The sequence below is a fragment of the Methylopila henanensis genome (genome assembly GCF_042681025.1).
In the GTDB taxonomy this organism is placed as follows: Bacteria; Pseudomonadota; Alphaproteobacteria; order Rhizobiales; family Methylopilaceae; genus Methylopila; species Methylopila henanensis.
In genome coordinates, this window is the sequence record NZ_JBHUER010000010.1 from 476,215 (window position 1) to 489,309 (window position 13,095).

Sequence of the window (13,095 nt, forward strand, 5' to 3'; positions counted from 1 at the left end):
CGAGCGCCCCCATACGCTCCCCGGCCAACTGCCTAGCCCGCGAGTTCCCGTGCCCGGGTCACGGCGGCGCGGACGGCGCGCTCCATCAGGGGGTCGAGCCCGTCGTCGGCCATCAGCACGGCGAGCGCCGCGGCGGTGGTGCCGTTGGGCGAGGTGACGTTCTTGCGCAGCGTCTCCGGCGCGTCCGGCGACAGGCGCAGGAGCTCGCCGGAGCCCTCCACGGTGGCGCGCGCGAGGCGGGCGGCGAGATCGGCGGGCAGGCCCGCGGCGACGCCGGCCTTCGCGAGCGTCTCGACCAGCAGGAAGACATAGGCCGGGCCGGAGCCGGAGACGCCGGTGACGGCGTCGATCAGCGCCTCGTCCCCGACCCACTCGACCGCGCCGGCCGCGCTCAGCAACGCGTCGGCCAGCGCCTTCTGGCCGGCGGAGACATGGGCGTTGGGAACGCAGGCGGTGATCCCGCGGCCGACGGCGGCGGGCGTGTTCGGCATGGCGCGCACGATGGCGGTCTCCGGCGGCAGGCCTGCGCCGAGCGTCGCGAGCGTGGTGCCGGCGAGGATGGAGACGACCACCGTGCGAGGGCCCGCAAAGGCCGCGGCGGTCGGCAGCGCGGCGGCCGCGACCTGCGGCTTCACCGCGAACAGGATGGCGGAGGGTTGTTCGATCGCGCCGGGCTCTGGCGCGACCGTCGCGCCCTTCGCGGCGAGCGCCGCGGCGGCGCCCTCGGGAAGTCCGGGATCGACGACGGCGACGAGGCGGGGGTCGAGGCCACGCGCCAGCCATCCGTCGAGCAGGGCGCCGCCCATCTTGCCGGCGCCCACGAGAAGAACCGGGCCGCCCGGATCGAGCGGCCCGGCGGAATTCGACGCCGTCACGAGGGCATGTGCGTGCTCACGCCTCCCCCGCCGTCTCGAAGGCCACCACCTCCATGGCCTCCTTTGCGCTCCTGCCGGCCCAGACCACGAACTGGAACGCCTGGTAGTGGCGTTCGCAGGCCTCGATGGCGGCCTGAAGCAGGGCCTCGCATTGCGGAATGCTCGCCTCCGCTCCGCCCGAGAGCAACAGGGAATGCCGGTACATGACGACGCCCTCCTTGCTCCACAGGTCGAAATGTCCAAGCCACATCTGCTCGTTGACGAGCGTCAGAAGCTGGTGCACCTCCGCCTTCCGGCGATCGGGGACCTTGAGGTCGAAGGCGCAGGCGAGGTGAAGGGACTCCAGATCGTCCATCCACGTGAAGGACACGTGGTAGTCGGTCCATGAGCCGTCGACGGAGATCGTGATCTCGTCGTCGTCCGACCGGTCGAAGGACCAGTCGTTCGCCGTCGCGATGCGTTCGATCATGTCGACAGGATGGGCCTGGCGATCGGCGTCCACGTCGATGAGAGCCATGAGCTCCTCCCGGGGTGGGGCCCTTGAAGGGCGTGGGAACGACGTCACGCGTGACCGGCGGACCGGCTGATCCGACCGCCGACCGCGACCCTGAGGCGCCCCGCCCGGAGGCGGCGGCGATTCGAGCCGCCACGATCAGTATATGGCGTCGTTTTGCGCGCTGCACACAACTAATGCATCGCGGCGCGGCGATATCCTGGGGTTAGGGGGCGACCGTGTCGTCGGCGCCGCTGCCGGCGGACGCCGCAGGCGCGCCTGACAGCTTCGCCTCGAGCGCATCGAGGCGCGCGGCCAGCCGCTCGTTCTCCTCGCGCGCCTTCTGCGCCATCGCGCGCACGGCCTCGAACTCGTCGCGGCGGACGAGGTCGAGTTCGGACAGCACGCGGTTCGCCTGCGCGCGCACGACGGTCTCGATCTCGCGCCGCACGCCGGACGCGGCGCCGGCGGCGTCGGTCATCAGACGGCCGATCTCTTCGAACACGCGGCCCCTGGGTTCGGTCATTGCTGGGGAAAACCTTTCGAGATGAAGCTCCGGCCCATCATGTGGCCCGCGCGCCGTCCGGGATCAAGCCGCCGTGGGCCCTGCGTCGCCAGGCGTGGCCTGGCGCGCCACGCGAAACATCTCCGATTACATCGCTTCTAATATACACTCGCAATCTCAGGAGCACGTATTGGTGATCCCTGGAACAGACGTCATTGAAAAGCGGCGATCTGATCCTTACTCAACCCGTCGACTTTGTCCTCCACACGCCTCGGCGCGAACACGTCACGGGTCCATCATGCCGTCGCTCTCCGCATCACGCGCAAGACTTGTCCGACCGGGCGCGCGTAGGGACCGCGGATGACCGGGAGCGCTCTCGCCGACAGCTCCGCCGGCTACGGCGCGGTCACGCGCGCGTTCCACGGCGCGATCGCCGCGCTCGTGCTGTGGCAGTTCGCGATGGTCCTCGCCTACCGGCTGCTGGGAGAGCACAACGCCACGCTCAACGCGATCTACGGCGTGGCGCCGCACGGCCCCGTCGGGCTGCTGGTGCTGCTGCTTGTCATCCCCCGCGCGGTCTGGGCGTTCGCGAACCGCAAGCGCCGCCCGTCCTACGGCGCCGGGCCTGCGGGCCGGCTGGCGCGGACGGCGCACACGCTGATCTACGCGCTGCTCTTCCTGGTCCCCGCGGTCGCCGTCGTCCGGCAGTACGGCAAGGGCAAGGGCTGGGACGTGTTCGGGATCCGGCTGTTCGAGCCGACCGGCGTGACGAACGACACGCTCGTCGCGATCGCCGACGCGACGCATTCCCCGATGTCCTGGACGCTGCTGGCGCTGATCGGCGGGCACGCCGCGGCGGCGGCGCTTCACGGCCTCGTCTGGAAGGACCGCGTGGTCGGCCGCATGTTCGGCCGGCGGGCGCAGGCTCTCGACGCGGCCGCGCAGTAGCCGCCCCCTCCCCTCTACGCCCCGCATTTGCGGGCGCCGGCGCGCTCGCCTATATGCTCAGGCATTACGGAGCCAGACGCCGCCATGAACCGCTACGAACGTCCGCCGTCGTCCGGGGAGGCCGAAGTGCGCTACCTCGACGCCGACTTCCGGGTCATGCGGCCCGGCGCCTTCGTGCGCTGCGCTGTGACCGGCCAGCCGATCGCGATTGAGGAGCTGCGCTACTGGAGCGTCGAGCGGCAGGAGCCTTACGCCGGCCCCGAAGAGGCGCTGGCGCGGGCGCTCGGCAAGGCCTGATTCCGTGTCGGGGGCGGAGCTCGACGGGCTTCTCGCGGTCTACGGCCTCTACCTCGTCGCGACCGCGAGCCCCGGCCCCAGCAACATGACCATCATGGCGACCGCCATGACGCTCGGCCGCCGCGCCGCCTTCGCGGTCGCGGCCGGCGTGCTGACGGGCTCGCTCTGTTGGGCGACGCTCGCGGCGCTTGGCGTCTCAAGCCTGCTCGCGGCCTACGCCGAGGCGCTGTTCGCGCTGAAGATCGCGGGCGGTCTCTATCTGCTGTGGCTCGCCGCGAAGTCGGCGCGGGCGGCCCTGCGGTCGGAGCCCCCTCCGCCTCAGCCCTCGGACCGCCGCGCCACCCTCACCGGGCTCTACCGCCGCGGCCTCGCGCTGCACCTGACAAACCCTAAGTCGATCCTCGCCTGGATCTCGATCATGTCGCTCGGCCTCGGCGCCCACGCCTCGCCTGCGACGCCGTTCGTGATCGTGGCCGGCTGCTTCGCTCTCGGCGTGCTCGTCTTCGGCGGCTACGCCGCGCTGTTCTCCACGGCGCCGATGGCGGCGGGCTACCGGCGCGCCCGGCGGGCGATCGAGGCCGGGCTCGCCGCCTTCTTCGCTTTCGCGGGATTCAGGCTTCTGACAAGCCGCCTCTGACGCCCGCGCCGGCGAGCGCGGCGCGGACGAGAGCGAGCAGACGTTCGGCGTCCTCCACCTCGAGCGCGACCGGCACGACCACTGCGGCCTCGGCGAGCGGCGCCAGTTGGCCGGTCCACTTCACGGCGTCCTTGGCCGTGGTCGCGATCACCGCGCCCGCCGCTCGCGCCTCCGCAAGGATGGCCTCCGCCTCACGCGGCGACGGCGCCGCGTGGTCGGCGAGCGCATGGAGCCTCACCACCTCCGCGCCGAGGCTTTCGAGCGTCTCCACGAACTTCGCCGGCCGGCCGAGCCCCGCGACCGCTATGACCCGCCGGCCTGCGAGCGCGGCGGCCGCTTCCGGCGCCGGCCGCAACGCGCCGCGGAACACGGGAAGGCCCGCTTGCGTGATCTTGCCCGCGACCGCGTCGCCGGGCGCGCCTGCGCCGATGATAAGCGCGGCATGCGCGTGCGCGAGCTGGGCCTCAAACGGCGCCCGCAGCGGCCCGGCCGGGAGGCAGCGCCCGTTGCCGACGCCCTGTCCGCCGTCGACCACCACCAGCGAGAACGTCTTCGCCAGCGCCGGGTTCTGGAAGCCGTCGTCGAGCACCACAACGTCGGCGCCACGCGCGACCGCCAGCCGCGCCCCGGCCACGCGGTCGCGGGCCACGAAGGTCGGCGCCGCCCGGGCCAGCAGCAGGGGTTCGTCACCGACCTCCGCGGCGGTGTGGTCGCCGGGATCGACCGCGACCGGCCCTTCGAGCCCGCCGCCATAGCCGCGCGAGACGATGGCGGGCCGCCCGCCCTCGGCGGCGAGACGGCCTGCGAGCCAGATCGTGGTCGGCGTCTTGCCGGCCCCGCCCGCGACCAGATTGCCGACGCAGAGCACGGGCGCGCCGACGGTCGCTCCCGGCTCGGCCATCCGCGCCGCGGTGATGGCCCCGACGCGGCGCCCTATCGGCCCGAGCAGCACGGCGGCGAGGCTCCGCTCCCGCCGCCAGAACGCGGGGGCGCGCATCAGGCGACGCCGAGCCGGACCTGCATCAGATAGGGCTCGATCGCGCTGAGCGTGCGGTCCACGGCGCCGCCGAGCCGCTGGCACGCGCACGCCGCGGCCGCGACCATCGCGCCGCGCGCCCCGCCGTCGAGCACGATGCGCGCCGCGGCCGCCCCGAGCGCGTCCGGATCGACCACGCGGACGGCGCCGCCGCTGCGGTCGAGCATGTCGTAAACCTCGGCGAAGTTCGCCACGTGCGGCCCGTGCACGACCGGCGCGCCGAGCTTCGCGGGCTCGATCGGGTTCTGGCCGCCGTGACGGACCAGCGAGCCGCCGACGAACACCACGTCGGCGAGGCGGTAGAACAGGCCGAGCTCCCCGATCGTGTCGGCGACGTAGAACTCGACGTCGCGGCCGGGCTCGGCGCCCTCGGAACGGCGGACGGCCGCGAGGCCGTGCAGGCTCGCCGCCTCGGCCGCGGCGGCGCCGGCGCTCGGGTGGCGCGGCGCGATGATGGTGATGAGGTCCGGCGCATGCGCGCGCGCCACCACATGAGCGCGGGCGACGGCGGCGTCCTCGCCGGGATGGGTGCTGGCGGCCACGAACACCGGGCGCCCCCGCGTCATCGCGCGCAGCGCCGCGAGCGCGGAGGCGTCCGCGCCGGGGGGGGCCGCGTCGAACTTGAGGTTGCCGACGTTCTCCACCCGGCGCGCGCCGAGATCGACGAAGCGCGAGGCGTCGCCCTGCGACTGCACGAGGCAGAGGTCGAAATGGTCGATCAGCGCGCCGATCGTGCGGCGGGCCCGCCGCCAGCGCACGAAGGAGCGCTCCGACATGCGGCCGTTGACCAGCACCAGCGGCGCCCCGAGCGTCCGCGCGCGCCGCAGCAGGTTGGGCCAGATCTCGCTTTCGGCGATGAGCGCGAGGTCCGGGCGCCAGTGGGCGAGGAAGCGCTCCACGTAAGCCGGAACGTCGAGCGGCACGAACTGGTGGATGGCGCCCTCCGGCAGGCGCTGCGCGGCGACCGCCGCCGAGGTGACGGTGCCGGTCGTCACAAGCGCCCAGAAGCCGCGCGCCACGAGGCTCTCAACTAGGGGCGCCAGCGCGTTGAACTCGCCGACGCTCGCCCCGTGCAGCCACACGAGCGGACCGTCCGGACGCGCCATGCCGGCGATGCCGCGGCGTTCGGCGATGCGCTCCAGGTTCTCCTTGCCGCGGCCTGCCCGCCGGCGCAGCAGCGCCCCCGCGAACGGGCGAAAGGCGGCGAGCCCCTGGCGGTAGAGCGCCAGAGGCGCGGTCGCGCGCGCCGCGCGGCGGAAGTCGTCAGGCATCTGGAGACGTCTCGGCTGCGGCGCGGCTCGCGCCGCGTCTTGTCCACTGCATCCCCACCGCAAGGTAGGCGCGCTCATGCGCCGCGTCGAGCCCCGCCTCGATGGCCCGGCGCGCTTGTTCGAGCGCCTCCGGACCCGCGTCGCGCTCGACCCTCACCGGGTCGCCCAGCACGGCCGCGCCGCGGCCGAACGGCAAGTTGATCGCGGCGTGATCCCAGGTGTCCAGCATCTTCGCCCGGCTGGTGGCGACCGCGAACGGGAACACCGGCCGTCCCGACAGCTTCGCGAGCAGCGCGACGCCCTCGCCGGCCCGGCCGGAGACCTTCGGCACGTCGGCGGTGAACACCATGCTCTCGCCGTTCGCCAGCACGTCGAGCATGGCGCGGAGCGCCTGCGCGCCGCCGCGGCGGGCCGACTTCCGCGCCGAACCGCCGGACCCGCGCACCGCGCCTATGCCGAAACGGGCGCAGGCGATCGCATTGACGCCGCCGTCCGCGTGGCGGGAGGCGAGCGTGCGCGCCGGCATGTCGCCGCGCTTCATGGCGGGCACCATCAGGTGCTGGCCGTGCCAGAGCGCGACGATGACGGGCAGTTCGGGAACGAGGCGGTCGTGCAGGTCCGGCGGATCGAACGTCCAGCGGTTGGTCGCGCGCACCAGCCGGATGTATCCGGCGAGCAGGCTCCCGGCGGCCTCCTGGACCGCCGCGGACCGGCCGAGTCGCTTGAGCATGGCGGCAGGCCGGACGCCCGTCAGCGCGCGGCCGAGGCGTCCGGCTCCAGCAACCTGTGCAGATGCACGACGAAATAACGCATATGGGCGTTGTCGACGGTCGCCTGCGCCTTAGCCTTCCAGGCCGCGCGCGCGCTCTCGTAGTCGGGGAAGACGCCGACGATGTCGAGCTCCGCCAGGTCGCGGAACGAGACGCCCGAAACGTCCTCCAGTTCGCCGCCGAAAACGAGGTGCAGGAGCTGCTTGGGCTTCACGTCGGTCATTTGATCCTGTCCTTCGCGGCGGCGACCAGTTCGGGTTCGGCGGAAATGGCGTCGAGCAGCGCCGCATGACGGCGCGGCGCGGCGGCGACCAGCGCGCCCTGCCGCGTGCTCTTCCGGTTGTAGGCGGGGGCCGCGCCGTCGAAATCGGTCAGGACGGCGCCAGCCTCCTCAAGGATGAGATGGGCGGCGGCGATGTCCCAGTCATGCGCGTCGGGCCGCGCGAGCGCGGCCTCGAGCGTGCCGTCCGCCACCTTAACGAGCCGGTTCGCGAGCGCGTAGATCCAGGCGCCCTCGACCACGCCGCGCGTCTTCAGCGGCGAGATCAGCGAGCGCGTGCCGCCGACGCGGGCGCCTTCGAGGTCGTGGGAGTCGCTCACCGTCAGCGGGCGGCCGTTGAGGGTCGCCCCGCCGCCGCGCACCGCGGCGTGGGTCACGCCGCGCACGGGGTTGTGGACGATGCCGGCGATCGGACGCCCGTCCTCGATCAGCGCGACCGAGACCACCCATTCCGGCACGCCGTCGACGAAGGCGCGGGTGCCGTCGATCGGATCGACGATCCAGACCCGGCGCCGGTCGAGCCGCTCGGGCGTGTCCGCGGTCTCCTCCGACAGCCAGCCGGAGCCCGGCGCGAGCGGCGGCAGGCGCTCGGCGAGGTAGCGGTCGACGGCGATGTCGGCCTCGGTCACGGGGCTGTCGTCGGCCTTGCTCCAGCGCTCGGCCCCGCCGCCCTTGAACAGACGCGCGGCGATCGCCCCGGCTTCGCCGACGACCTCGGCGAGGCGACCCGCGAGGGGAACGAGGTCGAGCTCAGCGTCGATCGAGGTCACGGGCGCGGGACATCCTGTGTGCTGGGAGAGACGGTGCGGCGCGGGCGACAACCGCACCCGCAAAGTGTCGGGAACAAGGCCGATCCGCAAGCGCGCCACGGCGCCGGCGTTGTCGCACGGGCCCGCGCGCGGGTGAAGCGGTTCATTCAAAGCTTACCCTGCGTCGAAAGCACCTCTTCAGCATAGCGGCAGACAAACCGAGCAGAACGCCCGGACAAGAAAAGATTCACCAGCCTCGTTAAGCCGACGCGGCGAATGCGTGAGGCATCGTCCGGCCTACAGCGAAGAGCCCGAACGACGGGGCCTTCAGGGAGACTGGACAGTGGGACGTCAAACCGAAGCCGGCGCGCAGGCGTGCGCCGGAACGGGGTCGGCCGGCCGGCTCGATCCCTTCGCGTTGCCGATCCGCTTCGCGGCGCCCGACGCCGCGGCGGACGGCGGCGAGCGGCGCGTGACGCTCGATGCGGAGCGCGTGGTGGTGGACAGGAAGGTGCGTAGCATGTCGATGCGGATCGCGGTGCCTCTCAACGCCTTCTCCGGCGTCGCCGTCAGGGTGGCGCCCGGCGAGAAGCCGGAATGCGACCGGGTCGAGGTAGTGCTGGCCCATCGCGACAGGGCGCTCGACGTGCCGCTGCACGAAAGCACGCCGGACGGCGACGGCCTCGCCGAATGGAAGAGCTGGGGCCGCGCGCTGAAGCTGCCGCTGCTGGTGGAGGAGCTCGACGGCCGCCGCTCGACGCCGTCCGCCATGCTCGGGCTGGTCGAGGTCCGCCGCCCACGGCCGCGCCGTCGCCACAGCCTGCTGGCCGGCCGGCGGCCGCGCTTCCTCGCGAAGCGGCGCACCGGCAAGCTCTCGGGCGAGGCCAAGGTCAACCGCGGCGAGCGCGAGATCATCGCGCGGAACTGACGGCGTGCGCCGCCTCGCAGGCGCCTAGGCACGACTACGGCGGAGCGCCTGGGCGCTCCGCCGTTTCGCATGGGACGCGCGGCGCCGTCAGGCGCCGCCGTTCATCTTCCGCACGCAGGCGTTCTCGTGCCGGATCATCGAGGCGATGGTCCAGACGCAGGTCGCGAGCGCAAGCACGCTGAGGACCATCAGCACGCCCGGCTGGTCGGCGAAGGTGAAGTAGGCCTTGGCCCCTTCCCAGGTGGTGATCGGAGCGGAGTTCATCACAGTCTCCTGAGCGACATGGCGTTTGAGGGAGCCCGCGCGGGCGCGAAAGGCCCGCGCGGGAGAGATCGGGGCGTCACTCGGCGGGGCTCAGCGCCTCGCCGGTGAAGGCCGGGATGGTGGAGGCTTCCGGATAGGCCTTGACCGGCACTTCCGCGATGTCGAGGCCCGCGAGCTCGACCTTGGGGTCGGTGCGGAGCAGGCCCAGCATCTTCAGCACGTAGGAGGCCGCGAAGCCGGGGACGAAGCCGAGCGTCGCGAACACCAGCATGCTCATGAACTGGCCGCCGAAGGAGATCGCCGGGCCGCTCACGTTGGGGTAGCCAGCGGCGAAGACGCCCACAGCAAGCAGGCCCCAGACGCCGCCGAAGCCGTGCACCGCGACCGCCCCGACCGCGTCGTCGATCTTGAAGCGGACGAGCAGGATGTCCGCGAGCTTCGGGATGACGCAGCCGCCGATGAAGCTGATCAGGAAGGCGAGCGGCGGGTAGTAGACGTCGAGGCCCGGAGCCGACGAGATCACGCCGATCAGCGCGCCGGACATCATCCAGAACGGGTCGCGGGTGACGAGGTAGGAGCCGATCATGCCGCCGGCGACGCCCATCAGGGTGTTGAAGGCGAAGGCGGAGAGCGTGGTCGGCGTGTTGTAGATCGTCATCCACGTGCCGCCGTTGTAGATGATGCAGCCGCCGAGGAAGCCGAAGAAGCCCATCACGATCAGCATCAGGCCGATGAGCGACATCGGCATGTTGTGGCCGGAGATGTGGTTGACCGTGCCGTCGGCGTTGAAGCGGCCGAGGCGCGGCCCGAGGTTGATCAGCACGCCGAGGGTGAAGAAGCCCGCGATCATGTGGACGCAACCGGCGGCGCCGATGTCATGCAGACCGAAGGTCGAGGTCAGCCAGCCTTCCGGGTGCCATCCCCACGAGGCGCCCAAAATCCAGACGAAGCCGCCCAGCAGAATGGCGAGGATCGTGAAGGCCGACATGCGGATGCGCTCGATGACGGCGCCCGACATGATCGAGGCGGTCGTCGCGGCGAACAGCGTGAAGGCCGCCCAGAAGATGCCCGAGGCGTTGTCGCCGAGGTTGGGGCCCATGGACTCGCTCCAGGGCAGGCCCGCCGCCGCGGCGTCGGATACGGTGAGACCGGTCGGGAAGGCGAGATAGATCCACCAGCCGAAGAAGTAGAAGGTCGGCACCAGGAACGCGAAGGCGAGCAGGTTCTTGAGGCCGGAGGCCAGCGCGTTCTTGGCGCGCGAGGCGCCCATCTCGTAGGCGAGGAATCCGGCGTGAATGGCGATCATCAGCGCCGTGCACCACCAGTAGAACACTTCCGCGTTCACAGTTTTCGTCAGCGCGACCGCGGCCTCCAAGGCCTCGATCTTCGCAAGCAGCGCCGCGTTATCCATACGAACCCCCTTGTCCGACTTCGTCCCGGCGGGGCGGCAGGCCGCACCGGTTGCGTGCCGGAGAAAGCAGCCGCCGTGCCATGCCGGGACAAAACGACCTTCAGGGGAATGACAGTTTCGTGATGGGAAACGTCAGCCGTAGATCAGCAGCAGGATCGCCGCGACGACGACGCCGACGGCCAGCCACAACCGGAGCCCGGCCTGACGCAGCATGAAACGCCGGTGCGGCGGGCTGACAGGGTCCTTCGGGGCGTCGCTCATGGGGGCGGCTTCCTCACATCCTCAGCAGGGCGTCGAGCGCGAAGCCGGCGAAGACGAGCGCGCCGGCCTCGCGGTTCGACTTGAACAGGCGGAGGCAGAGCGCGGGGTCGGCGATGTCGAGCCGCGCGACCTGCCATGCGCCATGCGCCGCGAAGGCCGCGACCCCGGCGTAGGCCGCCGCGCCGCCGCCCGCGGCGAGGACCGCGAGCGCCAGCAGCGCGGCCGCGCCGGCGTAGAGGCCCGCCACGATCGGCCGGGTGCGCTCGCCGAACAGCAGAGCCGTGGAGCCGACGCCGACGAGGGCGTCGTCCTCCTTGTCCTGATGGGCGTAGATCGTGTCGTAGCCGATGATCCACAGGAACGCCGCGGCGTGCAGCAGGAGCGGAGCGGCGTCGAGCCGCCCGAAGGCGACCGCCCAGCCCATCAGCGCGCCCCAGCCGAAGCAGACGCCGAGCATGGCCTGCGGCCACCAGGTGACCCGCTTCATGAAGGGATAGAGCGCGACCGGCAGCACGGAGCAGGCGCCGACGAGCACGGCGAACCACGGCAGCGCCAGCAGCACCGCGAGGCCGACCAGAAGCTGCGCCGCCAGAAACACAGCGGCTCCCTTCGCCGTGACTTGGCCTGACGGCAGCGGCCGCGAGCGGGTGCGCGCCACCTTGGCGTCGATGTCGCGGTCGACGAGGTCGTTGTAGGTGCAGCCGGCTCCGCGCATGGCGACGGCGCCGACCGCGAACAGGGCGAGCGTCCACAGGTCCGGCGCGGCGCCGCCTGCGACCGCCGCGAGGCCGACCGACCAGGCGCAGGGCCAGAACAGCAGCCAGGCCCCGATCGGGCGGTCGGCGCGGGCGAGCCTCAGGAACGGGCGCCACGACGCCGGCGCGTGTTTGTCCACCCAGTTTCGGGGCTGCGCGTCGGCGACGGCGCCGGAGGGCGATGCGGTGTCGGTCATGGTCGCGACCGACGACGCGGCATGGCGCGCGAAACGTCAAGCCCGCGCCGCGCTTCCGGCGCCTTGACGCCCGCGCCGCCGCGCGCCATCCCTCCCCGGCCCGCGAAACCTCCTTCCCCGCGCGGCCGAAGAGCATCCCCGAGGGCGATGTCCGCTCAGCCCGAACATGCGCCGCTGATCGATCCCGCCACGCTGCCCGAGCGATTCCGCGACGGCCATGTGGTCGTCGGCAATTTCGACGGCGTGCACCGCGGCCACGCCGCCGTCATCGCGCAGGCTGCGGAGAACGCCCGCGCCGCGCGCCGCCCCGTGGTGGCGCTGACCTTCGAGCCCCATCCGCGCACCTTCTTCCAGCCGGACCGGCCGCTGTTCCGCCTGACCGACGCGCGGGAGAAGGCGCGGATTCTGGCGCGCGCGGGCGCCGACGCCACCGTCGTGTTGACCTTCGACGAGCGCCTGTCGCAGATCGAGGCGGAAGATTTCGTCGCCGACGTGCTGGCGCGTAGGCTCGGCGCACACACCGTCGTCGTCGGATGGGATTTCCACTTCGGCCGCGGCCGGCTGGGCTCGCCCGCCTTTCTCGCGGAAGCCGGGCCCCGGCACGGCATGTTCGTGGAGGTGGTGCCGCCCCATGGCGGCGCGACGCCGGTCTCCTCCAGCGCGATCCGCGACCTGCTGGCGGCCGGAGATCTCGTCGCCGCGAACCGCCTGCTCGGACGCCGCTGGACCGTCGAAACCGAAGTCGTCCACGGCGACAAGCGCGGCCGCGAACTGGGCTTCCCGACCGCGAACCTGATACTGCCGCCGGAGACGCGGCTCGCCCACGGCATCTACGCCGTGCGGGCGCTGGTCGACGGCGCGGTCGTCAACGGCGTCGCGAGCTTCGGCAGCCGCCCGCAGTTCGACGACGGCGCGCCGCGGCTGGAGGTGTTCCTGCTCGACTTCGCCGGCGACCTCTACGGCAAGCGGCTGCGCGTCGAGCTCGTCGCCTGGCAGCGCGCGGAGGCGAAGTTCGAGAGCGTGGAAGCGCTCGTCGCCCAGATGGAGCGCGACAAAGCCGAGGCGCGGCGCCTGCTCGCGCTGCCCGAAGACCCGCTCGCCCCGAGCGCGCTGGTGTGATGCGCGGCGGTTTTGGCCGTCATGCCCGGCGAAGCCGGGTATCCACGACTTGGACATAGAGTTCGACGCCTAAGTCGTGGATACCCGCGCGAAGGCGCGGGCATGACGGCGAGATCGCCCCGACCGATTGCGCTTCAGGCCCGCCAAGCTCGGCGTTCGGCGTGAATGCGGGCTGGCGCCTTCCGCCCACCCTTCACTTGTCAGCAAGCCCGACCCTGCTACAAGGCGCGCAACCTCTTTAACCGCCAAGGCTTCGGCCCATGCGCCTGCGTCCGTCTCCGACGTTCCGAATTACCGGC

Annotated in this window: 17 protein-coding genes; 5 read left to right on the top strand and 12 right to left on the bottom strand. The window is 72.2% G+C overall.

Translation table 11 applies throughout. The annotated features are described in order from the left end of the window. Window positions 1-32 precede the first annotated feature (32 nt). The 3 genes from proC to ACFSCV_RS15380 form a co-directional block, all read right to left on the bottom strand. Window positions 33-875, bottom strand: coding sequence for a pyrroline-5-carboxylate reductase (proC, locus tag ACFSCV_RS15370; protein WP_378800447.1), 843 nt, complete (start codon window positions 873-875; stop codon window positions 33-35). Between the two features lie 16 nt (window positions 876-891). Further along, entirely contained in the window at window positions 892-1,392 is a 501-nt protein-coding gene (locus ACFSCV_RS15375; protein WP_378800448.1) for a type III secretion system chaperone family protein, read from the bottom strand. 202 nt (window positions 1,393-1,594) lie between these two features. After that, entirely contained in the window at window positions 1,595-1,894 is a 300-nt protein-coding gene (locus ACFSCV_RS15380; protein ID WP_378800449.1) for an accessory factor UbiK family protein, read from the bottom strand. Between the two features lie 339 nt (window positions 1,895-2,233). Between ACFSCV_RS15380 and ACFSCV_RS15385 the strand changes: the two genes are divergently transcribed. The 3 genes from ACFSCV_RS15385 to ACFSCV_RS15395 all read left to right on the top strand — a co-directional run bounded on the left by ACFSCV_RS15385 (window position 2,234) and on the right by ACFSCV_RS15395 (window position 3,755). Further along, the gene (locus tag ACFSCV_RS15385) at window positions 2,234-2,821 is read left to right on the top strand and encodes a cytochrome b (RefSeq protein ID WP_378800450.1); all 588 of its coding nucleotides are present in this window, start codon (window positions 2,234-2,236) and stop codon (window positions 2,819-2,821) included. Between the two features lie 84 nt (window positions 2,822-2,905). After that, on the top strand, window positions 2,906-3,118 hold the full coding sequence (locus ACFSCV_RS15390; protein WP_271199238.1) for a DUF2093 domain-containing protein: 213 nt from the start codon (window positions 2,906-2,908) through the stop codon (window positions 3,116-3,118). Window positions 3,119-3,122: 4 nt separating this feature from the next. Then, the gene (locus ACFSCV_RS15395; RefSeq protein WP_378800451.1) at window positions 3,123-3,755 is read left to right on the top strand and encodes a LysE family translocator; all 633 of its coding nucleotides are present in this window, start codon (window positions 3,123-3,125) and stop codon (window positions 3,753-3,755) included. Here the strand turns inward: ACFSCV_RS15395 and lpxK are convergent. From lpxK to ACFSCV_RS15420, 5 genes are read right to left on the bottom strand one after another with little or no spacing between them, the layout of a single operon-like run. Then, complete coding sequence (lpxK, locus tag ACFSCV_RS15400; RefSeq protein ID WP_378800452.1) at window positions 3,730-4,752, bottom strand: tetraacyldisaccharide 4'-kinase; 1,023 nt, start codon at window positions 4,750-4,752, stop codon at window positions 3,730-3,732. The two genes, ACFSCV_RS15395 and lpxK, sit on opposite strands and share 26 nt — an antisense overlap. Beyond that, on the bottom strand, window positions 4,752-6,062 hold the full coding sequence (locus ACFSCV_RS15405; protein ID WP_378800453.1) for a 3-deoxy-D-manno-octulosonic acid transferase: 1,311 nt from the start codon (window positions 6,060-6,062) through the stop codon (window positions 4,752-4,754). The genes lpxK and ACFSCV_RS15405 overlap by 1 nt, the downstream gene beginning before the upstream one ends. Next, window positions 6,055-6,792, bottom strand: coding sequence for a lysophospholipid acyltransferase family protein (locus ACFSCV_RS15410; RefSeq protein ID WP_378800454.1), 738 nt, complete (start codon window positions 6,790-6,792; stop codon window positions 6,055-6,057). The genes ACFSCV_RS15405 and ACFSCV_RS15410 overlap by 8 nt, the downstream gene beginning before the upstream one ends. A 20-nt stretch (window positions 6,793-6,812) precedes the next feature. Next, window positions 6,813-7,055 (bottom strand): DUF4170 domain-containing protein, encoded by a 243-nt coding sequence (locus ACFSCV_RS15415; protein ID WP_378800455.1) that lies wholly within the window; start codon window positions 7,053-7,055, stop codon window positions 6,813-6,815. After that, window positions 7,052-7,882, bottom strand: coding sequence for an inositol monophosphatase family protein (locus ACFSCV_RS15420; RefSeq protein WP_378800456.1), 831 nt, complete (start codon window positions 7,880-7,882; stop codon window positions 7,052-7,054). Before ACFSCV_RS15420 ends, ACFSCV_RS15415 begins: the two co-directional genes overlap by 4 nt. Before the next feature lie 322 nt (window positions 7,883-8,204). Between ACFSCV_RS15420 and ACFSCV_RS15425 the strand changes: the two genes are divergently transcribed. Next, window positions 8,205-8,789 carry a DUF6101 family protein gene (locus tag ACFSCV_RS15425; RefSeq protein WP_378800457.1) on the top strand — a complete coding sequence of 195 codons (585 nt, stop codon included), beginning with the start codon at window positions 8,205-8,207 and terminating at the stop codon, window positions 8,787-8,789. A gap of 87 nt (window positions 8,790-8,876) precedes the next feature. Here the strand turns inward: ACFSCV_RS15425 and ACFSCV_RS15430 are convergent, their stop codons facing one another. The 4 genes from ACFSCV_RS15430 to ubiA form a co-directional block, all read right to left on the bottom strand. Beyond that, on the bottom strand, window positions 8,877-9,053 hold the full coding sequence (locus ACFSCV_RS15430; protein WP_378800458.1) for a hypothetical protein: 177 nt from the start codon (window positions 9,051-9,053) through the stop codon (window positions 8,877-8,879). Window positions 9,054-9,129: 76 nt separating this feature from the next. Next, window positions 9,130-10,464 (bottom strand): ammonium transporter, encoded by a 1,335-nt coding sequence (locus ACFSCV_RS15435; RefSeq protein ID WP_378800459.1) that lies wholly within the window; start codon window positions 10,462-10,464, stop codon window positions 9,130-9,132. 132 nt (window positions 10,465-10,596) lie between these two features. Further along, window positions 10,597-10,725, bottom strand: coding sequence for a hypothetical protein (locus ACFSCV_RS15440; protein WP_378800460.1), 129 nt, complete (start codon window positions 10,723-10,725; stop codon window positions 10,597-10,599). A 13-nt stretch (window positions 10,726-10,738) separates the two neighbouring features. Further along, window positions 10,739-11,677, bottom strand: coding sequence for a 4-hydroxybenzoate octaprenyltransferase (gene ubiA / locus ACFSCV_RS15445; protein ID WP_378800461.1), 939 nt, complete (start codon window positions 11,675-11,677; stop codon window positions 10,739-10,741). 147 nt (window positions 11,678-11,824) lie between these two features. On the opposite strand from ubiA, the gene ACFSCV_RS15450 reads away from it, so the two are divergent. Further along, window positions 11,825-12,796 (top strand): bifunctional riboflavin kinase/FAD synthetase, encoded by a 972-nt coding sequence (locus ACFSCV_RS15450; protein WP_378800462.1) that lies wholly within the window; start codon window positions 11,825-11,827, stop codon window positions 12,794-12,796. Window positions 12,797-13,095 lie beyond the last annotated feature (299 nt).

Coding starts and splice junctions, on each gene's coding strand:
- ACFSCV_RS15375 (WP_378800448.1), bottom strand. CDS start 1,392: ATGGCTCTCATCGACGTGGACGCCGATCGCCAGGCCCATCCTGTCGAC.
- ACFSCV_RS15380 (WP_378800449.1), bottom strand. CDS start 1,894: ATGACCGAACCCAGGGGCCGCGTGTTCGAAGAGATCGGCCGTCTGATG.
- ACFSCV_RS15385 (WP_378800450.1), top strand. CDS start 2,234: ATGACCGGGAGCGCTCTCGCCGACAGCTCCGCCGGCTACGGCGCGGTC.
- ACFSCV_RS15390 (WP_271199238.1), top strand. CDS start 2,906: ATGAACCGCTACGAACGTCCGCCGTCGTCCGGGGAGGCCGAAGTGCGC.
- lpxK (WP_378800452.1), bottom strand. CDS start 4,752: ATGCGCGCCCCCGCGTTCTGGCGGCGGGAGCGGAGCCTCGCCGCCGTG.
- ACFSCV_RS15405 (WP_378800453.1), bottom strand. CDS start 6,062: ATGCCTGACGACTTCCGCCGCGCGGCGCGCGCGACCGCGCCTCTGGCG.
- ACFSCV_RS15410 (WP_378800454.1), bottom strand. CDS start 6,792: ATGCTCAAGCGACTCGGCCGGTCCGCGGCGGTCCAGGAGGCCGCCGGG.
- ACFSCV_RS15415 (WP_378800455.1), bottom strand. CDS start 7,055: ATGACCGACGTGAAGCCCAAGCAGCTCCTGCACCTCGTTTTCGGCGGC.
- ACFSCV_RS15430 (WP_378800458.1), bottom strand. CDS start 9,053: ATGAACTCCGCTCCGATCACCACCTGGGAAGGGGCCAAGGCCTACTTC.
- ACFSCV_RS15435 (WP_378800459.1), bottom strand. CDS start 10,464: ATGGATAACGCGGCGCTGCTTGCGAAGATCGAGGCCTTGGAGGCCGCG.
- ACFSCV_RS15440 (WP_378800460.1), bottom strand. CDS start 10,725: ATGAGCGACGCCCCGAAGGACCCTGTCAGCCCGCCGCACCGGCGTTTC.
- ubiA (WP_378800461.1), bottom strand. CDS start 11,677: ATGACCGACACCGCATCGCCCTCCGGCGCCGTCGCCGACGCGCAGCCC.
- ACFSCV_RS15450 (WP_378800462.1), top strand. CDS start 11,825: ATGTCCGCTCAGCCCGAACATGCGCCGCTGATCGATCCCGCCACGCTG.